The sequence below is a fragment of the Amycolatopsis sp. lyj-108 genome (assembly GCF_046549005.1).
Classification (GTDB): Bacteria; Actinomycetota; Actinomycetes; order Mycobacteriales; family Pseudonocardiaceae; genus Amycolatopsis.
In genome coordinates, this window is sequence record NZ_JAJPWQ010000010.1 from 163,531 (window position 1) to 184,904 (window position 21,374).

Sequence of the window (21,374 nt, forward strand, 5' to 3'; positions counted from 1 at the left end):
TCTCCAGACGTCATGAAAGGGGCGTTCAGGACAAAAATGTCCTGAACGCCCCTTTCATGACACCCGTTGAGGCGAGGGCAGCGAGTGCTCAGCTGTCCAGCACGACCGCGACGATGCCCGCGAAGTGCGCCAACCGCGCCACCTCGGCGGCCCGGAAGTTCGGCCCGCCCGGCCGCGCGACCAGCAGCGCCTTGCCGGGCTTCCCCAGCGGCGTGGCCGCGAGTTCGGTCCCCAGTTCCTTCCACGTCTCCGGCACCCACGCCTCCTCGGCGTCGAGGATGGTGGCGCGTTCCAGCGGCAGCCACGGCAGGTCGGTGATCGGCGTCTCGGGCGCGGCGTTGGACGACGCCAGGCGCACCGCGCCGGACTCCGCGTGCTCGACGACGACGGCCCAGCCCGCGCGGATGATCCGCGGCACACCTTCGGCGAGGATCTCCAGCCCCGCAGCGGGCTTCGCGGCGATCTCCTCGACCAGTTCGAGTTCGCGGTGCGTATCCAGCACCCCGGCGTACGGGCGGACGGCGTCGACCTCGACACCGTCGACGCTTTCGGCGGCGGTGATGAGCGCGTCCGGCAGCCTGCCGGAGGGAATTTCGACGACGAGGTCGTCGATGGCGACACCGCCGCCTCGTTCGACCACGTCCACGCTCAGGATGTCGGCGCCGACGGTGCCGAGCGCGGTGGCGACCGCGCCGAGGGTCCCCGGGGTGTCCGGTAATTGGACCCGGATCAGGAACGACACACGCGCCCCTCTCGCCTCAGGCGTCCCAGCCTCGCCGTGGAACGCGCTACGCCGGGCGCCGATTGTGACAGACCGGACGAGGTAATGGGGACCGACGTCCGGGGCGCGGGATAACGAACCAAGCACTCCTTACCCGACATGGGAGCGCAGGCCGCGGCATAACCCAGTCGAGTAAGCCGACGCCGCCACCATAGACTTGCAGCTTCCGACAGAACCCGCACAGCACACCCCGGGAGTCACCCGCGTGCCCAACATTTCCCGCGACGAGGTCGCACACCTCGCCAAGCTGGCCAGGCTTGCCGTCACCGAAGAGGAGCTGGACGTCTTCGCAGGCCAGCTCGACCAGATCCTGGACTCGGTGGCCAAGGTGAGCGAGGTCGCAGGCGAGGATGTCCCGCCCACTTCGCACGCCGTGCCGCTGACCAACGTGTTCCGTGAGGACACGGTCCGACCGGGGCTGACCCAGCAGCAGGCGCTGGCCGGTGCGCCCGCCAGCGAAGAGGGTCGGTTCCGGGTGCCGCGGATTCTGGGAGAAGAACAGTGACCGAACTCATCAAGCTGACCGCCGCCGAGCTGGCGGAGAAGATCCAGTCCCGTGAGGTGTCGGCCGTCGAGGTCGCCAAGGCCCACCTGGACCGGATCGCCGAGGTCGACGACCACATCCACGCGTTCCTGCACGTGGACACCGAGGGCGCGCTCGAAGCGGCCCGCGCGGTGGACGCCGACGTCGCCGAGGGCAAGGCGCCGAAGTCGCCGCTCGCCGGCGTGCCGCTGGCGCTCAAGGACGTGCTGACCACCAAGGGCATCCCGACCACGGTCGGTTCGAAGACCCTGGAGAACTGGATCCCGCCGTACGACGCCACCGTGACGCGCAAGCTGCGCGAAGCCGGTGTCGTGGTTCTCGGCAAGACCAACATGGACGAGTTCGCGATGGGCTCTTCCACGGAGAACTCCGCGTTCGGCCCGACGCACAACCCGTGGGACCACGCCCGTATCCCCGGCGGTTCCGGCGGTGGCTCCTCGGCGTCCATCGCGGCGTTCGAGGCCGCGATCGCGATCGGCACCGACACCGGCGGTTCGATCCGCCAGCCCGGCGCGGTCACCGGCACCGTCGGCGTGAAGCCGACGTACGGCGGTGTCTCCCGCTACGGTCTCGTCGCCTTCTCGTCGTCGCTCGACCAGGCCGGTCCCTGCGCGCGGACGGTGCTCGACGCCGCCCTGCTGCACGAGGTCATCGCCGGGTACGACCCGATGGACTCGACCTCGATCGACGCGCCGGTCCCGCCGGTGGTCGCCGCGGCCCGCCAGGGCATGACCGGTGACCTCAAGGGCGTGCGCGTCGGCGTGGTGAAGGAGTTCGCCGGCGACGGCTATCAGGCCGGTGTGCTGCGGTCCTTCGAGGCCGCCGTCGAGCAGCTTCGCGCGCTCGGTGCCGAGGTCGTCGAGGTCTCGTGCCCGTACTTCACCTACGCGCTGCCCGCGTACTACCTGATCGCGCCGAGCGAGTGCTCGTCGAACCTTGCCCGGTTCGACGCCATGCGCTACGGCCTGCGCGTGTCCGACGACGGCGCGCACAGCGCCGAAGAGGTCATGTCACTCACCCGCGAGAAGGGCTTCGGCCCCGAGGTCAAGCGCCGCATCATGCTCGGCACGTACGCGCTCTCCTCCGGCTACTACGACGCCTACTACGGCTCGGCGCAGAAGGTCCGCACGCTCATCACGCGCGACTTCGACGCGGCCTTCGAGAAGGTGGACGTGCTGGTCTCGCCGACCACGCCGACCACCGCGTTCAAGATCGGCGAGCGGGTCGACGACCCGATGGCGATGTACCTCTCGGACATCTGCTCGATCCCGTCGAACCTCGCGGGCAACGCCGCGATGAGCGTCCCGAGTGGACTGTCGCATGAGGACGGCCTGCCGGTCGGCCTGCAGATCATGGCCCCCGCGATGGCCGACGACCGGCTGTACCGCGTCGGCGCCGCCTACGAGGTCGCACGCGACGCCGCCAACGGTGGCTCGCTGGTGCACGAGGTTCCGGAGCTGGGAGGAAAGAAGTGACCGCCGTGGTGGAACTCATGGACTACGCCGACGTCATCGAGCGGTTCGACCCGGTGCTGGGCCTCGAGGTGCACGTCGAGCTGAACACGAACACCAAGATGTTCTGCGGCTGCGCCAACGAGTTCGGCGGCGAGCCGAACACCAAGGTGTGCCCGACCTGCCTCGGCATGCCCGGTTCGCTGCCGGTCGTGAACGGCAAGGCGGTCGAGGGCGCGATCCGCATCGGTCTCGCGCTCAACTGCGAGATCGCGGAATGGTGCCGGTTCGCCCGGAAGAACTACTTCTATCCGGACATGCCGAAGAACTTCCAGACCTCGCAGTACGACGAGCCGATCGCCTTCAACGGCTACCTCGACGTGACGCTGGACGACGGCGAGGTCGTCCGCGTCGAGATCGAGCGCGCGCACATGGAGGAGGACACCGGCAAGTCGCTGCACGTCGGCGGCGCGACCGGCCGGATCCACGGCGCCGAGCACTCGCTGCTCGACTACAACCGCGCGGGCGTCCCGCTGATCGAGATCGTCACCAAGACGATCGAGCACACCGGCGAGCGTGCCCCCGAGGTCGCCCGCGCGTACGTGAGCGCCCTGCGGGATCTGCTGAGCGCGCTGGACGTCTCCGACGTCCGCATGGACCAGGGTTCCCTGCGCTGTGACGCGAACGTTTCGCTGATGGCCAAGGACGCGACCGAATTCGGCACGCGCACCGAGACCAAGAACGTCAACTCGCTGCGCAGCGTCGAGCGCGCCGTGCGGTACGAGATGACCCGCCAGGCGGCGATCCTCGCCGAGGGCGGCACGATCAAGCAGGAGACGCGGCACTTCCAGGAGGCCGACGGCACCACGTCGCCGGGCCGCACCAAGGAGACCGCCGAGGACTACCGGTACTTCCCGGAGCCCGACCTGGTGCCGATCGCGCCGTCGCGCGAATGGGTCGAGGAGCTGCGCAAGACGCTCCCGGAGATGCCGTCGGAGCGCCGCAAGCGCATCCAGCGCGAGTGGAACCTGACCGACGAGGCGCTGCGCGACCTGCTCAACGTCGGTGCGGTCGATCTGGTCGCCGCCACCGTCGAGGCGGGCGCGACCCCGGACGAGGCCCGCAGCTGGTGGGTCAACACGCTGGCGCAGGAGGCCAACTCCCGCGAGATCGAACTGGCGGAGCTGGCGATCACCCCGGCGCAGCTGGCCGAGGTCATCGCGCTGGTCAACTCCGGTGAGCTGACCAACAAGCTGGCCAAGGAGGTCACCCACGGCGTCCTCGCTGGCGAGGGTTCGCCGTCCGAGGTCGTCGAGAAGCGCGGCCTGAAGGTCGTCTCCGACGACTCCGCGCTCATCGCGGCGGTCGACGAGGCGCTGGCCGCGCAGCCCGACGTCGCCGAGAAGATCCGCGGTGGCAAGGTGGCCGCGGCCGGGGCGATCGTCGGCGCGGTCATGAAGGCCACCAAGGGCCAGGCCGACGCCAAACGCGTGCGCGAACTGATCGTCGAGCGAGTCGGTGCCTGATCTCGCTTTGAAGAAGGTCACCTGGCGTGAGTGGCTCGGCCTCGCGGCCGGGCTGCTCGCGCTGGTGGCTTTGTTCCTGCCGTGGATGACGTTGACCGCGTCACGCCCGGAGATCGAAGACGTCCTGAAGACGTTGCCCGCCGACGACGTCACGCGTGACGCGTGGCGTTCGGGTTTCCTCGCCTGGGCGCCGGTGTTCCTGCTTTTCCTGCCCGGCCTCGCCGTCGTGCTCTTCGGCCGCGTCGACGCCGTCCGCCGCGCGGGCCTGCCGCATCTGTGGCTGATGGCGGCCATCGGCGCGCTGCTGCTGATGCTGCTCGGCTGGCTCAGCCTCGACTGGCAGTTCGACGCCGACCAGCGCGGGATCCTTTCCGCCGCCGGCATCGAGATCGGATCCGGCCTCGGCCGCTACCTCGGCCTGCTCGCCGCCGTCGTCTCCGCGGTCGTCGCGTTCGTCGACGTCCGGCGCCTGCGTGCGGAAACCCGCGTCCGCCGCCCCTGACCCTTCCGCAATCAGTCACCTACTTGCGGAAAGGGGTTGTATGAGAAAGCGCTTTCTTTCGAGGAGATCATCGTGTTCCCCCTTCCTGGAGGCATCGGCCTCTCCCATCTGTGCGCCTACGAATGGGAAGCGGCGGACGGGGTGTGCGGCGGCAGCCCGCATCTGCACCTGGCCTGCACCGAGGCCTACGTCGTCACCGGCGGACGTGGCGCGGTGCAGACGCTCGACGTCGGTGGCTACCGGGAGACCGAACTCGAACCCGGTGTCGTCGCGTGGTTCGCGCCCGGCACGGTCCATCGGATGGTGCAGCGCGAAGACCTGCGGATCACCGTGCTCATGCAGAACAGCGGGCTGCCCGAAGCGGGGGACGCGGTCTTCACCTTCCCGCCGCCGATCCTCGCCGACCCGGACGCCTACGCGGAGGCCGCCGCGATGCCCGCGGACGACGACGGCGCCCGTCGTCGCCGCGATCTCGCGGTCGAGGGATATCTGCCGATCCGCGACGCCCTCGTGTCGGGAGACCCCAGCCCGCTGAGAGATTTCCACCGTGCGGCCGCCGCGTTGGTCGCGCCGAAGGTCGACGCCTGGGTCCCTCGCTGGCGTGCCGGTGCGCTGGCCGCCGCCGAGTTGACCGGGGAACACCTGGAAGCGCTCGCGAACGGGGACGTGAGTCACCTGGAACGGTCCGGCGTCCGGGTGGTCGCTCCGTCCAAAGAGGACGGTTATGGCATGTGCGGGCACCGGACGGAGTACACGCTTGACATGTGACCATATGGTCACCTATTTTTCCGGTATGACCCACTCACGCAGGACACTCGTCACCGTGCTCGTCGCGCTCCTCTTCGGCGCGCTGTTCACCGCCGCGCCGGCGGCCGCCGAAGAACGCCCGCGCGTCCACGAGGGAACGATCGACGGCGCGGACTTCCTGGTCAAAGTGCCGAAACGCTGGAACGGCACGCTGGTGCTCTACAGCCACGGGCTCTACGTGGACCCGTGGAAGCCGGCTCAGATCATGCTGGCCACCAGACCCGAGACCGAGTCCTGGCTGCTCGACCAGGGTTACGCGCTGGCCGCGTCGAACTACAAGGGCGTTTTCGGGCACGCGATCGAGGAGGCTTTGACCGACCAGATCGCGCTGCTGGACTGGTTCCAGGCCGAGGTGGGGAAACCGCGGCGGACCATCACCAGCGGGATGTCCATGGGCGCCGTGATCTCCTTGAAGCTGGCTGAGAACAACCCGGGCCGGTTCGACGGCGTCCTGACGCAGTGCGGCGAGTACGACACCAACGGCACGTGGAACAGCGCTCTGGACATGCTTTTCGCGCTCAAGACCCTGCTGGCGCCGGACGCGGACATCGACCTGGTCCGGCCTCGCGATCCGCAGGCCGCGAAGGCGGCACTCGAAGCCGTCGTCGCCGAAGCCCAGAAGACCGAGGCGGGCCGGGCGCGGATCGCGCTGGCCGGAGCGCTGGGCGCCATCCCGGGCTGGGCCCTCGCGCACGAACCGGAGCCGACGGCGCCCGCCGACCGCCTCGCACAGCAGGCGCTGTGGGTCACCGGGGCCTACCTGCCCGGCTACGGACCGTCCGCCCGCCCCGAAATCGAACGCCGGGCCGGTGGCAACCCTTCCTTCAACGCCGGGATCGACTATCGGAGTCAGCTCGCCCGCTCGGCCGGGCTCGACCTGGTGCGGCATGCGTACCGGGCGGGAGGCGTGGATCTGCAAGCCGATCTGGACCGGCTCGCCGCGGCCCCGCGGATCTCGGCGGATCCGAAGGCTCAGGCCTACATGCACCGCTACACGGTGGCGCGCGGGACCACGCCGTCACCCGTGCTGACCGCGCACACCACCGGAGACGGCGGCGCCGTCGCGGGGCAGGCCCGGTGGTACGGCGACCAGGTCCGGCGCAACGGTGATCCCGCTCTGCTGCGGCAGACCTACGTCAGCCGGGGCGGTCACTGCTCGTTCAACGCGGCCGAGGAGATCGTCCTGCTGCGCACCCTGCTGTCCCGAGTGGACACCGGCCACTGGCCGTCGACCGATCCGCACCGGCTCACCGCCGCCGCGACCGCGCTCGGATCCGCGTATCGGCTCGTGCCGGAGCTGTTCGATCCGCTGGGCAAGGAGAAGGCCATGGCGCCGTTGTTCACCCGGTTCACGCCACCTGCCCAGCCGAGGCCGTCGAGGTAAGGCCGCTCAGTCCTTGCCGCCCCCGCCGGCACTGGCCGACGGCGTGATGATGACGACGCGGTCGTCACTCGAAACCGGTGAGCCGCCGTCCTTGTTGATCGTCCCGGTGATCGCGACCTGCGGGTTGATCATGCTCATCGCGGAAAGCCTGCCGAAGGTCTTCGGCGGTTTGCCGACCTTGCCGTCCATGGCGACGCTGGGTTTCCCGGTCACCGCGCCGTCCGGGGTGACCGGCAGATTCTGCAGGTTGCCCGCGATCGAGGTCGTGATGGTGAGATAGCCGGTGGCACCGACGAAATCCGCGCAGCCCGCCACGCCGGGTTTGTCGGTCCAGCTCCACGCCGGGGTGGTCAGCGGCTGGCCACCCCGGAGCCGGTACAGCACGTCCTTGTCGGCCAGCCGGTCGGTCAGCCACATACGCGAACCGGTCTGGTCACGGCAGATCCCGCCGGGGGAGTGCACGCCGGTCGAGAAGACCGCCGAACCCGGCGTGGGGTTGCCAGCCGCCGGTTTGCCCGACGTGTCGATGCGCAGCACCTTCCCGGCGAGCGACGCGGGATCGGCGGCGAGCCCGGCGTTGCCCGCGTCGCCGGTGGCGATCAGGAGGGCGCCCTTGGCGTCGGTGCCGAGCGCGCCGCGATTGCCGGTGGCGCCCTTGGGGATGCCGGTCAGCACCGGTTTCGGCGCCTGACCCTTCGCCAGCCGGACGACCCGGTTGTCCGTCGGCGTGGTGATGTAGGCGAAGACGAGCTGGTCTTCGGCGAAACCGGGGGAGAGGGCGAGCGAGGTGAGGCCGCCGTCGCCGGAGCCGTCCACGGGGATGGTCGCCCAGTCCGCCGGGTCCTTCTCCGAGGCGGCGAGCACGATGCGGCCGCTCTTGCGTTCTCCGGCGAGCGCGCTGGGCGCGGTGCCGTCGCCGGGGATCGCGGCCACGGCGGCGACGGTGTCCAGGCAGGTCGCGATGACGGCCTTGTCGAAGTCCTTGCAACCCTGCGGTGGCGGGATCGGCGTCGGCGTCTGGTTCGGCCCGTTGCCGCGGCCGGGACCGGCGTCGCCCGCTTCACCGCCGGGCCCGATTTGCGGCGGGACCTCGGGGGACGGCGGGTTGACCGGGGTGAACTTCTGCCCGGCGGCGGTGTTGTCGAATTCGGCGCAGCCGGAGAGCATCAGCGCACCGCAGGCCAGGATGGCCAGCGGCGCGGTCCATTTCCGCCGGTACCGGGTACGCACGGGGCCAAGCCTAGGTGGGCGCGCGTGAGCCACGGGTAAGCGGTAGTGGATACCGTGGAGATCATGACTGTGACCGTTCTCGTGCCCGACGAAGAGGGAGTGGCCGCGCTTTCGGAGATCGAAGGCGTGCGTCCGGTGGTGTACCGCCACGGCGAGCCGGTGCCCGCCGAGGCCGCCGAGGCCGAGGTCCTCGTGACCGGTGACCGGCCGACCGAGGAACTCTGGCGCGAACTGCCGAACGTCAAGCTCGTGCAGTTGTTGCTGGCAGGCGCCGAGGACTGGATCGGCGAGGTGCCGGACGGAGTCCTGCTCTCGACCTGCCGCGGCGCGCACGGCGGAAGCTCGGCCGAGTGGGTCGTCGCTGTCCTGCTGGCGATTTACCGCGGTCTCGACGGCTTCGCCGACGGCCTGCGACGGAGGCATTGGGAACGGCGGACCACCGACACCCTGCAGGGCAAACGGGTCCTCATCATCGGCGCGGGCGACCTCGGCAGGCATCTGCGCCGACGGCTGGAGACGTTCGACGTGCGCTGCACGATGGTCGGCGCGAGCGCCCGTGAGGGCGTCCACGGCGTCGACGAACTCCCTGGCCTGCTGCCCGAGCACGACGTCGCGGTCCTGATGGTGCCGCTCACCCAGCACACGCGGGGCATGGTCGACGCGGAGTTCCTGGCCGCGATGCCGGACGACGCGATCCTCGTCAACGTGTCGAGGGGGCCGGTCGTGGACACCGGCGCGCTCGTCGCGGAACTCGCGTCCGGACGGTTGCGTGCCGCCCTCGACGTCACCGACCCCGAGCCGCTGCCCGCCGGGCATCCGCTGTGGGACGTGCCGGGACTGCTGCTCACCCCGCACGTCGCGGGCGCGGTGAGCGGGCGGCGGCAGCGCGCGTACGCGGTGGTGGCCAGGGAACTGAGCCACTATCTGGGCGGGGAGTTGCCGAAGAACCTGGTCCACGGCGAATACTGAGCACCGTGGCGAATCTTCATGTCGGCTGCGCGATGTGGACGCACAAGGCGTGGGCCGGGCGGTTCGTGCCGCGGTCGCTGCCCGCGGGGGAGCGGCTGCGGGCCTACGCCGGCTGGTGCAACGCGGTCGAGGGCAACACCACCTTCTACGCGACCCCGGCCCGGGACACCGTCGCGACGTGGGCACGGCAGACCGATCCAGGCTTCCGGTTCGTGGTGAAGCTGCCCAAGATCGTCACGCACGAGCGACGGCTCGCCGGTGTCGAGACCGAGATGCGGGCGTTCCTGGACGCGATCGAACCGCTCGGTGACCGGGCGGTCCTGTGGACGCAGCTACCCGGCTCGTTCGGCCCGTCGGACGTCGACACCCTCGGCCGCTTCCTGCGCAGGCTCCCCGCCGGCCGCCGTCGCGCCGTGGAGGTGCGGCATCCCGACTTCCACACCGACGCCCGCTCGACGTCGTTGCTGGAAAGGACACTCGCCGACGCGGACGCCGAGTGGGTGCCGTTCGACACCACGGTCTTCTTCCGGCGGCCGCCCGCCAGCGAGGCCGAGCAGGACGCGTGGGGCAAGAAACCGCGGCTGCCGCGGCGGACGCGGGCGCTGACCGACCGGCCGATCGTCCGCTACCTGGGCCGGGACTCGACCGAGGAGACCGCCGAGGGGTGGCGGCCGTGGACCGAGGTGGTCGCCGAGTGGCTGCGTGAGGGCCGGTCGCCGACGGTCTTCGTGCACACCCCCGACAACGACGACGCCCCGGCGCTCGCCCGCCGGTTCCACGACGAGGTGCGCGCCCTGGTGCCCGGCCTCGCCCCGCTGCCCGAGCCCGAACCGATCGAGCCGGCGACCCTGTTCTGAGCCGCTCCGCCACCGGTCCGGCGGTTCGGTCGCCTGACGGGCCGGTTTCGCCTACCCTTCGCGCGTGAGCGATGACTACCAGACCAGCATGATCTCGGACGTGGCCGAGCCCGACAGCGGCCCGAACCCGGCGGAGACCAGGGGCGGGATCGACCTCGGTCTGCTCGTCCTGCGAGTGGTGCTCGGCGTGACCATGGGCGCGCACGGGCTGCAGCACCTCTTCGGCGCCTTCGGCGGGCCCGGGGTCGGCGGTTTCGCCAGGGTGCTCGGCAACTTCGGCTACACCACCCAGACCACGCTGCTTTCGTGGATCACCGGGATCAGCGAGGTGGTCGGCGGCGCACTCGTCCTGGTGGGCCTGTTCACCCCAGTCGGCGCCGCCGCACTGCTGGGTGTCTGCGCGAACATCGTGTACGTGAAGTTCGGCGGCGGGTTCTTCCAGAAGGAAGGGCAGGGCTTCGAGTTCGAACTCCTGCTGGCCGCGGCTTCGCTGACCGTCCTGCTCGCGGGCTCGGGGCGGATCGCGCTGGACGTCAACACCCCGTGGCGGAAGCGGCCGCTCTCGTTCGGGCTGATCGGACTCCTGCTGACGGCGGCCGCTTCGGTCGTGGTGCTCGTCCTCTGCCGCTGACCGCCCGCTCGCGGGGTGCAATGAAGGACGCTTTCATAGCAAATTTTGCTATGAAAGCGTCCTTCATCGCGCTTTTCATCCTGGGTGCGGGCTGAAGGGGCCTTCACGCGCCCCGCAACCAGGTGACTACTTGCTCGGGTCCCGCACCGCGCCGGTGTCGGCCGAAGTCGCCATCCGCGCGTAGGCCCGCAGCGCGGCGGTGACCTTCCGGTCCCGTGAGACCGGCTGCCACGGCCGCTCGCTCGCTTCCATCTTCGCGCGCCGCTCGGCGAGGACGTCCGCGTCGACGAGCAGTTCGAGACGGCGTTCGTGGACGTCGAGCAGGATCCGGTCGCCGTTCTGGACCAGGCCGATCGCGCCGCCCGCGGCCGCCTCCGGCGAGATGTGCCCGACCGAGATACCGGACGAGCCGCCGGAGAACCGGCCGTCGGTGATCAGCGCACATTTCTTGCCGAGGCCGGAACCCTTGAGGAACGCGGTCGGGTGCAGCATCTCCTGCATACCGGGGCCGCCCGCCGGGCCTTCGTAGCGGATCACCAGCACCTCACCGGGCTGGATCTCCTTCTTGAGGATGGCCGAAACCGCCTCCTCCTGGCTTTCCAGCACGCGGGCCGGGCCCTCGAAGTGCCAGAGTTCTTCGTCGATGCCCGCCGACTTGATGACGGCGCCGTTTTCGGCGAGGTTGCCGCGCAGGATCGCGAGCCCGCCGTCCTTGGTGAAGGCGTGTTCGACGTCGTGGATGCAGCCGCCCGCGGCGTCGGTGTCCAAAGAGGACCAGCGGTTCTCGGTGGAGAACGCCTCCGTGGTGCGGACCCCGCCCGGCGCGGCGTGGAACAGTTCGATCGCGCGCTCCGACGGTTCCTTCGCGCGGATGTCCCAAGTGGACAGCCAGGACTCCAGATCCGGCGAGTGCACGGAGTGGACGTCGGTGTTCAACAGGCCACCGCGGTACAGCTCGCCGAGGATGGCCGGGATTCCGCCCGCGCGGTGGACGTCCTCCATGTGGTAGTCCGAGTTCGGCGCGACCTTCGACAGGCACGGCACGCGGCGGCCGATGGCGTCGATGTCGTCGATGGTGAAGTCGACCTCGCCCTCCTGCGCGGCGGCGAGGATGTGCAGCACCGTGTTGGTCGAACCGCCCATCGCCATGTCGAGGGCCATCGCGTTCTCGAACGCCTTCTTCGACGCGATCGAACGCGGGAGCGCGGACTCGTCGTCCTGTTCGTACCAGCGCTTGCACAGTTCGACGACGGTGCGCCCAGCGTCTTCGAAGAGCGCCTTTCGGGCGGCGTGTGTGGCGAGGGTGGAACCGTTGCCCGGCAAGGAGAGCCCGAGGGCCTCGGTGAGGCAGTTCATCGAGTTCGCGGTGAACATGCCCGAGCACGAACCGCAGGTCGGGCAGGCCGAACGCTCCACAATGGACAGCCCGTCCTCGTCGACCTCGCTGCTGGCCGACGCGGCGATCGCGGTGATCAGGTCGGTCGGCGCCTGCGCGACCCCGCCGACGACCACGGCCTTCCCGGCCTCCATCGGCCCGCCGGAGACGAACACCACGGGGATGTTCAGCCGCATGGCGGCGTTCAGCATGCCAGGGGTGATCTTGTCGCAGTTGGAGATGCAGACCAGCGCGTCGGCCTGGTGCGCGTTCACCATGTACTCGACCGAGTCGGCGATGATCTCGCGCGAGGGCAGCGAGTACAGCATTCCGCTGTGCCCCATGGCGATCCCGTCGTCCACGGCGATCGTGTGGAACTCGCGGGCGACACCGCCCGCCTCCTTCACCGCGCCCGCCACGATCTCGCCGAGGTCCTTGAGGTGCACGTGGCCCGGCACGAACTGGGTGTAGGAGTTCGCGATGGCGACGATCGGCTTGCCGAAGTCGCTGTCGGTCATTCCGGTGGCGCGCCAGAGCGAGCGCGCGCCCGCCGCGTTGCGGCCGTGGGTGGTGGTCCGGGAACGGAGTTGAGGCACGGCGGACTCCAAGGTTCGGGATGAGGACCAGGGCGAACTGGCGCCAAACTGGTCCTACCAATCCTACTCCCCGGAATTCTCGGCCTTTTCCGGAGCCTCGGCCACGTCGTCGGTCAGCCCGGAAGGATCGGCCACGCGACCCGCGCTGACCAGCGAGATCACCGGAAGATGACGAGTACGCACGGCGGGGAGGGCGATCTTGGTGTCGTCCTTCAGCACCGCCTGCACCTTCGCCTTCTCGGTGATGGCGAGGCCCTTGAGCGAGGCCCACGGCAGGTCCCGCCGCCCGAACATCGTGCGGACTTCCAGCCCCGTCGCCGTCGCCGTCGTGCGGGTCCGGATGACGAACACCGCCAGCGCGATCGGGAAGAGATAGAGCCACTGGAGGTACGGCACGTCGCCGAACGCGACAGGCGTCACACAGACGACAAGGAAAGCGATCGCCAGCAACGCCGTGTTCGGGATTTTGAAGACGGCCTTGCGGTCCTCGTTCGCCTGTTCCTGCTGCTTTTCTTCTGCCACGTCAAAGATGGTGCACCGCCGCCTTCGGAGCCCCGAACGCGGGTCGCGCCATCCGCCGATGGTGTCCAGCATGCGGAATCGCCATCCCGCAGAGTTGACACTCTTGACGGCGACCGGCTAGCTTCACTCTCGTGACAACGCAGACCGGCCTCGTACTTCCCAAGCGCGTCGACGCTTAGGGAAGTCTCCGCTGCGTCGACGCGCGACCCTCGTGCGACCACTCCGGTCGGCGGGGGTTTTTTGTTGCCTGGAACAATTTCACTTGCCCGACCAGCCAATGAATACCCGAACGAGTGACTAGACAAGACGAGGCAGACAAGCGATGACTAGTGCCACCTCGCGAGCTGAAGCGAATGCCGGAACCTCTGGAGCACGTCCCAAGCCGGCGCCGCCGGCCGGGACCCCGGTGCGGGTCACGGGCGCGCAGTCGCTCGTCCGCTCGCTCGAGGCGGTGGGCGCGGAAGTCGTGTTCGGTATTCCCGGCGGCACCATTCTCCCGGCGTACGACCCGTTGCTCGATTCGACGAAGGTCCGCCACGTCCTGGTCCGCCACGAACAGGGCGCCGGCCACGCCGCCACCGGATACGCGCAGGCGACCGGCAAGGTCGGTGTGTGCATGGCCACCTCGGGTCCCGGTGCGACCAACCTGGTCACCCCGCTGGCCGACGCGAACATGGACTCGGTCCCGGTGGTCGCCATCACCGGTCAGCAGTCCCGCGCGCTGATCGGCACGGACGCCTTCCAGGAAGCCGACATCTGCGGCATCACGATGCCGATCACCAAGCACAACTTCCTGGTCACCGACCCGGCGGACATCCCGCGCACCATCGCGGAGGCCTTCCACCTCGCCTCGACCGGCCGCCCCGGCCCGGTCCTGGTGGACATCCCGAAGGACGTCCTGCAGGAGATGACCTCCTTCTCCTGGCCGACGGAGATGCGGCTGCCGGGTTACCGGCCCACGCTGCGCCCGCACGGTAAGCAGGTCCGCGAGGCCGCCCGGCTGATCAGCAAGTCGCGCCGCCCGGTCCTCTACGTCGGCGGTGGCGTGATCAAGGCCGACGCCTCGCGCCAGCTGATGGAACTGGCGGAGCTGACCGGGATCCCGGTCGTCACCACGCTGATGGCCCGCGGCGCCTTCCCCGACTCGCACCCGCAGCACCTCGGCATGCCGGGAATGCACGGTTCGGTCGCCGCGGTCGCCGCGATGCAGCGTGCGGATCTTCTGATCGCCCTCGGCGCCCGCTTCGACGACCGCGTCACCGGACAGCTGTCGTCGTTCGCGCCGGATGCCGCCATCGTCCACGCCGACATCGACCCGGCCGAGATCTCCAAGAACCGCAAGGCGGACGTGCCGATCGTCGGCGACTGCGCGGAGATCATCACCGAACTGATCGAGGCCGTCCGCGCCGAGACCGACAAGTCCGCGAAGCCGGATCTGACGGACTGGTGGACGCAGGCGAGCGCTTGGCGTGACGACTACCCGGCCGGTTACGAGTGGCCCGACGACGGGACGCTTTCGCCGCAGTACGTCATCGAGCGCATCGGTTCGCTGGTCGGCCCGGACGCGGTCTACACCGCGGGCGTCGGCCAGCACCAGATGTGGGCGGCGCAGTTCGTCAAGTACGAGAACCCGCGCACCTGGATCAACTCCGGCGGTCTCGGCACGATGGGCTTCGCCGTCCCCGCCGCGATGGGCGCCAAGTTCGGCATGCCGGACAAGCAGGTCTGGGCCATCGACGGCGACGGCTGTTTCCAGATGACGAACCAGGAACTGGCCACCTGCGCCATCGAAGGCGCGCCGATCAAGGTCGCCGTCATCAACAACGGCAACCTGGGCATGGTCCGCCAGTGGCAGAACCTCTTCTACTCCGAGCGGTACTCCAACACCGATCTCGGTACGCACAAGCACCGCATCCCCGACTTCACCCTGCTCGCGGAGGCGCTCGGCTGCGCCGGGCTCCGCTGCGAGACCAAGGAGGACGTCGACGCCACCATCCGGCGCGCCATGGAGATCAACGACCGCCCCGTCGTGATCGATTTCGTGGTGGGGAAGGATGCCCAGGTGTGGCCCATGGTGGCCGCGGGCACCGGTAACGACGAAATCATGGCCGTGCGCGGGATCCGCCCGCTCTTCGACGACGACGAAGTCGCCGCCGAGGCGGAGATCGCGGCGGCGGCAGAAGGAGACGCCCGATGAGCGTGCACACCCTGAGCGTTCTGGTCGAGAACAAGCCCGGTGTCCTCGCACGGGTTTCCGGACTGTTCTCCCGGCGTGGTTTCAACATCGAATCCCTCGCCGTCGGGCCCACGGAGAATCCCGAGGTGTCCCGGATGACGATCGTGGTCGCCGTCGAAGAGCTACCGCTCGAACAGGTGACCAAACAGCTCAACAAGCTGGTCAACGTCATCAAGATCGTGGAATTGGAAAAGTCCACAGCCGTGCAGCGTGAACTGCTGCTGGTCAAGGTCCGGGCCGACGCCACCGTGCGCAGCCAGGTCCTCGAGACAGTCCAGCTTTTCCGCGCGAAAGTGGTGGATGTGTCCCCCGAGGCGCTCACCGTCGAAGCCACCGGGACCTCGGACAAGATCGGTGCCCTGCTGCGGATGCTGGAGCCCTATGGCATCCGCGAACTGGTCCAGTCCGGAATGGTCGCGGTCGGCAGGGGCGCCCGATCCATTACCGCCACCTCCGCCCGATAACGAATCTTTGTCTGTAAGTCAGGAAAGGAAGTAGTACCCCTCATGGCAGTGGAAATCTTTTACGACGACGACGCGGACCTTTCGATCATCCAGGGTCGCAAGGTCGCCGTGATCGGCTACGGCAGTCAGGGTCACGCGCACTCGCTGAGCCTGCGCGACTCCGGCGTCGATGTCCGCATCGGTCTGCCCGAGGGCTCGAAGTCGCGGGCCAAGGCCGAGGAGCAGGGTCTCCGCGTGCTCACCCCGGCCGAGGCCAGCGCCGAAGCCGACCTGATCATGATCCTCGCGCCGGACACCAAGCAGCGCGCCATCTACGAGAAGGACATCGAGCCGCACCTCAAGGACGGCGACGCGCTGTTCTTCGGCCACGGCTTCAACATCCGCTACGACCTGATCAAGCCGCCGTCGAATGTGGACGTCGCCATGGTCGCGCCGAAGGGCCCGGGCCACCTGGTCCGCCGCCAGTTCGTCGACGGCAAGGGCGTCCCGGCGCTCATCGCGGTCGAGCAGGACGCTTCCGGCAACGCGCAGGCGCTCGCGCTCTCCTACGCGGCCGCCATCGGTGGCGCCCGCGCCGGTGTCATCAAGACGACCTTCACCGAGGAGACCGAGACCGACCTCTTCGGCGAGCAGGCCGTGCTCTGCGGTGGCGCCTCCGCGCTGGTGCAGACCGGTTTCGAGGTGCTCACCGAGGCCGGCTACGCCCCGGAGATCGCCTACTTCGAGGTGCTGCACGAGCTGAAGCTGATCGTCGACCTCATGTACGAGGGCGGCATCGCGCGTCAGCGCTACTCGATCTCCGACACCGCCGAGTACGGCGACCTGACCCGCGGCCCGCGCGTCATCTCGCCGGCGGTCAAGGAAGAGATGAAGAAGATCCTCGGCGAGATCCAGGACGGCACCTTCGCCCGCGAATGGGTCGCCGAGGACGAGGCCGGACGGCCGAACTTCACCAAGCTCGAGGAGCAGGGCAACCAGCACCCGATCGAGGAGACCGGCAAGAAGCTGCGCGACCTGATGTCGTGGGTGGACCGGCCGATCACCGAGACCGCCTAGTTTCACCGCCGAAGGGGCCCTTCATCGTGAAGGGCCCCTTCGTTTTGCGTGTCGGAAAGCGATAGCGTGGACACCATGAGTGAGCAGCCGGTGGACGACAAGGCCCACATCCGGCCAGAGCTGGACTTGAGCGACGCGGTGTGGATCCGGGCGGAACCGGAGGGCGCGAACCTCGAAGACTGCGCCGAGTACACACGGGTGCCGCATACCGACGGCGTCACCTATACCGCCGTGCGGCAGTCTTCCAGCCCGGACGGTCATGTCCTCGTGTTCACCCCGAGGGAATGGGACGCCTTCGTGAAGGGCGTCGAGGACGGCGAATTCGACCTTCCCGGTTAGTCCGCGACGGAGAGCACGACCTTCCCCGTCGTCCGGCCCGCCGCTCCGAGTTCGTGTGCTTTCGCCGCTTCTTCCAGCGGGAACACCGTGTCGATGGTCGGCTTGAGGCGTCCGCTCTCGACGAGTTCGGCCAGTGCGAGGAGTCCTGCGCGGTCCGGCTCGGCGAGGGTGAACCCGGCGGTGACTCCGGCTGCCTCGGCCAGTTCCGGCATTCGCTCGTCGTTCGTGCGGGTGAGCTGGATGAGCCTGCCGCCGCGGCGCAGTGTCTTGAGCGACCGAGGTCCGTACTCCAGGCCGATCGTGTCGAGGACGATGTCGACGTCACGGACCTCCTCGGCGAAATCCGCGGTCCGGTAGTCGACGAGTTCGTCCGCGCCGAGGCCGCGGAGGAACTCGTGCTTGGCCGCGCTGGCCGTCCCGATCACGTACGCGCCGCGCGCCTTGGCGATCTGGACCGCGAGATGCCCGACGCCGCCCGCCGCCGCGTGGATCAGAACCCGTTGTCCCGGCTGGATGTTCGCCGTGTCGACGAGGCTTTGCCAGACGGTCAGCCCCGCGAGCGGGACCGCGGCCGCGTGCACGTGGTCCAAAGTGGACGGTTTGCGCGCGAAGTGGCGGCTCGGCGCGGCGACGTACTCGGCGTACGCGCCGGCCTGGAACGGGAACGACGGCATGCCGAAGACCTCGTCGCCGGGGGAGAACAGGGACGCGCCCGCGCCGACCTCCTCGACCACGCCGGACACGTCCCAGCCGAGGATGAACGGCGGATCGCCCATCGGGCCGATGCCGCCGGTCTCGCGGGTCTTCCAGTCGACCGGGTTGACGCCGGCGGCGTGCACCCGGACCAGGATCTGGGTCGGACCGGGGACGGGTCTTTCGACGTCGACGAGTTCGAGGACTTCGGGGCCGCCCAGGCGGTTTTGGCTGATCGCTCGCATGGACCCATTGTTCGGTGCGCGTCGTACTTTCGGTGAGGCTTGGGCGGGCCAGTGGGCGTCAGGATCGGGACAGCTGTGGCGTGTAGCGGGTGCTGGTCGTGCAATGAAAGGTCCTTTCCTTGCAAAATTTGCTAGGAAAGGACCTTTCATTGCACGCAGTGGTGTCGGTAAGGCCGGTCGTGCGCCTCCGGAACCGGTGACGGCACTGCCATGACCATGACGGCACTGCCATGACCATGACGGCACTGCCATGACCATGGCGGGAAGAGCGGCGGTGGCGGGTTCGCCTGCTAGCCGACTTCCCAGTGTCGCGAAAGCCACTTTCGCGACGCTGGGTGTCCCGAAAGTGGCTTTCGCGACACTCACAACACCCGCGTGCACGACGTGGCGCGAGCTCAGGCGCCCCGCAAGACCGCCAGGATCTCCCCCTGCTCGAAGTGCTCAGCCCACCCCAAAGCCGACGACGAGTACAGCGAATCCTCCACCGAGGGGTCCGCCCCCACCTCGAGCAAAGCCCGGACCGCGTCCACGTGCCCGCCCTGCACGGCCAGGTGCAGCGCCGTGACGCCCTCCCCGTGGGAAAGCCCGCCGAACGTCCCCCGATGGTCGACCGAAGCGCCGAGCTCCGCCAAGGTCCTGATCACCGAAGCCTTTCCCTGCGCGGCTGCCCAGGTCAGCGCCGTGCCGCGGTACACGTCGGCGTCCACCCACGCGCCCCTCGCCACCAGGGTCCGCACCGCGTCGGAGCGGTCGTTCCGCGCGGCCCACGAAAGCGCCTCGTTGACGACCTCGGCGGGATCGTCGCTCGGCAGCCATTCCGGGAAACCGCTGTGCGGCCGGTGGAACTCGCGATGCGCGCCCGCCGCGGGGGAGAGCGTGCCGTCCGGCGCGAGCAGTGAATCGAGCAGGTCGGCCCGGCCGAGTCCCGCGGCCACCCGGAGGTTGCCGGGGGAGAGGTCACGCGCGGCCAGCAGTTCCGCCGCCTCGCGATGGCCCCAGAACAGAGCGACCACCAGCGGCGTCCCGCCGTCGCCGCGGGCGGGAACGTCGACCGGGGCGCCCGCGTCGAGCAGCATCGTGACCAGCAGCGGCAGCCCGGCGTACCCGGCCTGGTGCAACGCCGTCCAGCCGTGGACGTTGGCCGAGGCCGGATCGGCGCCGTGGTCGAGCAGGATCCGGCACAGCCGCTCGTCGCAGGTCGCGGCGGCCATGCCGAGCAGGTCGTTCCCGTTCTTCCCGTGCGCGTGGACGAGCGTGGGCAGGTCGCCGATCAGGCGCGCGAGCCCGGCGAGGTCCCGCGCGTCGATCAGTTCCCGTGCCCGTTCGAAAGCGAGTTCAGCCGGTGACGTCACGTTCCCGCACGTTACCCCCGACCCCCGACAGAACCCGCCATTCGGCCAGCGGGATCCGGTCGTCCCCGGTCAGGATCTGCAGACAGACGTGATCCGCACCCGCGTCCAGATGTGCCCGCACCCGCGCGTCGATCTCGTCCTCCCCGACGGCGACCAGCGCGTCCACCAGCCGGTCGGAGCCGTAGTCCTCCTCGGTGAACCCGAACCGCCGCAGATTCGCCCGATGGTGGGCGGCCAGGTCCAGATACATCGACACGTGCCGCCGCGCGATCTCCCGGTCCGGCCCGAGGACGACGGCCTGCTCGACGGCGAGGAAGGCCGAAGGTCCCATGGTCGCCCGCGCCAGCGCGGTGTGCTCGACGGGGACGAAGTACGAATGCGCCCCATCGGTGCGTTCGGCGGCCAAGGCGAGCATCTTCGGCCCCAGTGCGGCGAGCACGCGCCGACGGGGGGAGTCCGGTGTGGACAGTTCGGTCTTGTCCATTTCGTCGAGATAGCCGCGCATCGCCTCCAGCGGTTTCGCGCCCGGCAAGTGGCCGCCCAGCCCGAGGATGAACCGGCCCGGATAGGCCTCGGCGAGGGTCCGTTCGGCGGCGGCCGCGGCGACCGGTGCCCGGTGGGAGAACCGCGCGATGCCGCTGGCGACGGTCAGCCGGGACGTCGCCGCCAATAGCAGTCCCGCCTGCGTGAACGCCTCCCGGCCCAGGTACTCCCCGAACCACAACGTGTCGAAGCCGAGTTCCTCGACTTCCGCGGCCGCCTCGCGGACTTCGCCGATTTCCTTGCCGTCGAACGAGAACGTCCAGACTCCGACGCTCATCGGGTCACCTCCGCCAATGCCGGGGCGAGCCGTTCCAGCTGGTCCACTATGGACGGGAGATCGTCCCCGACCGGATTGACGAGCACGGTGTCCGCGCCGGCGTCGACGAGTTCCTTGATCCGCCCGGCGATCCGCTCTTCGTCGCCCCACGCGGTCAGCCCGTCGACGAGCCGGTCGCTGACGCCGTCGATGTCGGCGTCGGTGTAGCCGAGCCGCTTCCAGCCCTTGAAGTAATGCGGGACGTCGTATCGTTTCATCATTTCGATATCCCTGGTCACACTCGTTCGCGCCTGCTCGCGATCGCCGAGCAGGACCGAATGGGTGGGAATGAGCAGTTTGTCCTCGCCGAGGATTTCGCGGGAGTACGGCGTGTGCTCGAAGGGCTGCGCGAACGGATGCGCGCCGTCCGTCAGCTCCCGTGCGAGTTCGAGCATCTTCGGGCCGACGGCGGCGAGGACGCGCGGGAACGGCACCGGTGAAGGGAATTCCTTCTCCGCCGCGTCCATCGCCGCTAGGTAGTCACGGGTCTGTTCGAGCGGCCGGTAGTCCGAGCCGGTCTTCGCCGCCTGATGGCTGTGCCCGATCCCGACGCCGAGCACGAACCGGCCGGGGAAGGCCTGCGCGAGGGTCCGCCCGCCGCTTTGGGCGGTGTACGCGGGCCGGGACCACATGTTGGCGATCCCGGTGCCGACCACCACCCGTTCGGTGGCGGAGAGCGTGATGGCGCTGTACGCGAACAGCTCCCGGTTCCCCGGCCCCTCGCCGCCCCACACGGTGCGGTAACCCAGCTCTTCCAGCCGTTGTATCGCCAGCCGTTCTTCGTCGGGTGTCGGCGCGAACATGCCGACCGGCAGCCAGACACCCACCGCTCCCAGCCGGTTCCGGGTTTCTTCGATCAGGTTCATCGCAAGTCTCTCCGCTAACATGAGGCAGCCTCCGCTTACCCGATCCGACTATACGGAGGCTGCCTCCGATTTGTCGAGACTAGGCTCGG

Annotated in this window: 21 protein-coding genes; 13 read left to right on the forward strand and 8 right to left on the reverse strand. The window is 69.2% G+C overall.

Features of this window, described 5'->3' with window-relative positions; genetic code table 11:
- Positions 1–88: 88 nt before the first annotated feature.
- The gene (locus ACLJO0_RS31440; protein ID WP_410582437.1) at positions 89–742 is read right to left on the reverse strand and encodes an amino acid-binding protein; all 654 of its coding nucleotides are present in this window, start codon (positions 740–742) and stop codon (positions 89–91) included.
- A 244-nt stretch (positions 743–986) separates the two neighbouring features.
- Here ACLJO0_RS31440 and gatC point away from each other — a divergent pair, with 244 nt between their 5' ends.
- The 6 genes from gatC to ACLJO0_RS31470 all read left to right on the forward strand — a co-directional run bounded on the left by gatC (position 987) and on the right by ACLJO0_RS31470 (position 6,995).
- Positions 987–1,286 (forward strand): Asp-tRNA(Asn)/Glu-tRNA(Gln) amidotransferase subunit GatC, encoded by a 300-nt coding sequence (gene gatC, locus ACLJO0_RS31445; protein ID WP_005162012.1) that lies wholly within the window; start codon positions 987–989, stop codon positions 1,284–1,286.
- Positions 1,283–2,800, forward strand: coding sequence for an Asp-tRNA(Asn)/Glu-tRNA(Gln) amidotransferase subunit GatA (gatA, locus tag ACLJO0_RS31450; RefSeq protein WP_410582438.1), 1,518 nt, complete (start codon positions 1,283–1,285; stop codon positions 2,798–2,800). Before gatC ends, gatA begins: the two co-directional genes overlap by 4 nt.
- Positions 2,797–4,302: an Asp-tRNA(Asn)/Glu-tRNA(Gln) amidotransferase subunit GatB gene (gene gatB / locus ACLJO0_RS31455; RefSeq protein WP_410582440.1), complete on the forward strand. Its 1,506-nt coding sequence runs from the start codon at positions 2,797–2,799 to the stop codon at positions 4,300–4,302. The genes gatA and gatB overlap by 4 nt, the downstream gene beginning before the upstream one ends.
- Complete coding sequence (locus ACLJO0_RS31460) at positions 4,295–4,804, forward strand: hypothetical protein (protein ID WP_410582442.1); 510 nt, start codon at positions 4,295–4,297, stop codon at positions 4,802–4,804. The genes gatB and ACLJO0_RS31460 overlap by 8 nt, the downstream gene beginning before the upstream one ends.
- A 72-nt stretch (positions 4,805–4,876) precedes the next feature.
- Positions 4,877–5,572, forward strand: a complete 696-nt coding sequence (locus ACLJO0_RS31465; RefSeq protein ID WP_410582444.1) for a cupin — start codon at positions 4,877–4,879, stop codon at positions 5,570–5,572.
- A 25-nt stretch (positions 5,573–5,597) separates the two neighbouring features.
- The gene (locus tag ACLJO0_RS31470; protein ID WP_410582445.1) at positions 5,598–6,995 is read left to right on the forward strand and encodes an alpha/beta hydrolase family protein; all 1,398 of its coding nucleotides are present in this window, start codon (positions 5,598–5,600) and stop codon (positions 6,993–6,995) included.
- A gap of 6 nt (positions 6,996–7,001) precedes the next feature.
- On the opposite strand, the gene ACLJO0_RS31475 is transcribed toward ACLJO0_RS31470, so the two are convergent.
- Entirely contained in the window at positions 7,002–8,225 is a 1,224-nt protein-coding gene (locus tag ACLJO0_RS31475; protein WP_410582447.1) for a PQQ-dependent sugar dehydrogenase, read from the reverse strand.
- A gap of 63 nt (positions 8,226–8,288) precedes the next feature.
- Between ACLJO0_RS31475 and ACLJO0_RS31480 the strand changes: the two genes are divergently transcribed.
- The 3 genes from ACLJO0_RS31480 to ACLJO0_RS31490 all read left to right on the forward strand — a co-directional run bounded on the left by ACLJO0_RS31480 (position 8,289) and on the right by ACLJO0_RS31490 (position 10,682).
- Positions 8,289–9,194 (forward strand): 2-hydroxyacid dehydrogenase, encoded by a 906-nt coding sequence (locus tag ACLJO0_RS31480; RefSeq protein ID WP_410582448.1) that lies wholly within the window; start codon positions 8,289–8,291, stop codon positions 9,192–9,194.
- A gap of 32 nt (positions 9,195–9,226) precedes the next feature.
- Entirely contained in the window at positions 9,227–10,051 is an 825-nt protein-coding gene (locus ACLJO0_RS31485) for a DUF72 domain-containing protein (protein WP_410582765.1), read from the forward strand.
- An 88-nt stretch (positions 10,052–10,139) separates the two neighbouring features.
- Complete coding sequence (locus ACLJO0_RS31490; RefSeq protein ID WP_125786961.1) at positions 10,140–10,682, forward strand: DoxX family protein; 543 nt, start codon at positions 10,140–10,142, stop codon at positions 10,680–10,682.
- Between the two features lie 126 nt (positions 10,683–10,808).
- On the opposite strand, the gene ilvD is transcribed toward ACLJO0_RS31490, so the two are convergent.
- Together ilvD and ACLJO0_RS31500 are read right to left on the reverse strand one after the other, a co-directional pair.
- Positions 10,809–12,653 (reverse strand): dihydroxy-acid dehydratase, encoded by a 1,845-nt coding sequence (gene ilvD / locus ACLJO0_RS31495; protein ID WP_410582450.1) that lies wholly within the window; start codon positions 12,651–12,653, stop codon positions 10,809–10,811.
- 63 nt (positions 12,654–12,716) lie between these two features.
- Complete coding sequence (locus ACLJO0_RS31500) at positions 12,717–13,175, reverse strand: PH domain-containing protein (protein WP_410582451.1); 459 nt, start codon at positions 13,173–13,175, stop codon at positions 12,717–12,719.
- Positions 13,176–13,497: 322 nt separating this feature from the next.
- Between ACLJO0_RS31500 and ACLJO0_RS31505 the strand changes: the two genes are divergently transcribed.
- The 4 genes from ACLJO0_RS31505 (at position 13,498) to ACLJO0_RS31520 (ending at position 17,270) form a co-directional block, all read left to right on the forward strand.
- On the forward strand, positions 13,498–15,372 hold the full coding sequence (locus tag ACLJO0_RS31505; protein WP_410582453.1) for an acetolactate synthase large subunit: 1,875 nt from the start codon (positions 13,498–13,500) through the stop codon (positions 15,370–15,372).
- Entirely contained in the window at positions 15,369–15,875 is a 507-nt protein-coding gene (ilvN, locus tag ACLJO0_RS31510) for an acetolactate synthase small subunit (protein WP_076162709.1), read from the forward strand. The genes ACLJO0_RS31505 and ilvN overlap by 4 nt, the downstream gene beginning before the upstream one ends.
- A gap of 42 nt (positions 15,876–15,917) precedes the next feature.
- Positions 15,918–16,931: a ketol-acid reductoisomerase gene (ilvC, locus tag ACLJO0_RS31515; RefSeq protein WP_125786780.1), complete on the forward strand. Its 1,014-nt coding sequence runs from the start codon at positions 15,918–15,920 to the stop codon at positions 16,929–16,931.
- Positions 16,932–17,006: 75 nt separating this feature from the next.
- Positions 17,007–17,270: a DUF397 domain-containing protein gene (locus ACLJO0_RS31520; protein ID WP_410582456.1), complete on the forward strand. Its 264-nt coding sequence runs from the start codon at positions 17,007–17,009 to the stop codon at positions 17,268–17,270.
- Here the strand turns inward: ACLJO0_RS31520 and ACLJO0_RS31525 are convergent.
- The 4 genes from ACLJO0_RS31525 to ACLJO0_RS31540 all read right to left on the reverse strand — a co-directional run bounded on the left by ACLJO0_RS31525 (position 17,267) and on the right by ACLJO0_RS31540 (position 21,285).
- Positions 17,267–18,208, reverse strand: a complete 942-nt coding sequence (locus tag ACLJO0_RS31525; RefSeq protein WP_410582457.1) for an NADP-dependent oxidoreductase — start codon at positions 18,206–18,208, stop codon at positions 17,267–17,269. The two genes, ACLJO0_RS31520 and ACLJO0_RS31525, sit on opposite strands and share 4 nt — an antisense overlap.
- A gap of 395 nt (positions 18,209–18,603) precedes the next feature.
- Entirely contained in the window at positions 18,604–19,560 is a 957-nt protein-coding gene (locus ACLJO0_RS31530) for an ankyrin repeat domain-containing protein (RefSeq protein ID WP_410582459.1), read from the reverse strand.
- A complete protein-coding gene (locus tag ACLJO0_RS31535) occupies positions 19,544–20,380 on the reverse strand; it encodes a TIGR03620 family F420-dependent LLM class oxidoreductase (protein WP_410582460.1) in 837 nt (278 codons plus the stop codon). The genes ACLJO0_RS31530 and ACLJO0_RS31535 overlap by 17 nt, the downstream gene beginning before the upstream one ends.
- Complete coding sequence (locus ACLJO0_RS31540) at positions 20,377–21,285, reverse strand: TIGR03620 family F420-dependent LLM class oxidoreductase (protein WP_410582462.1); 909 nt, start codon at positions 21,283–21,285, stop codon at positions 20,377–20,379. The genes ACLJO0_RS31535 and ACLJO0_RS31540 overlap by 4 nt, the downstream gene beginning before the upstream one ends.
- Positions 21,286–21,374: the final 89 nt, after the last annotated feature.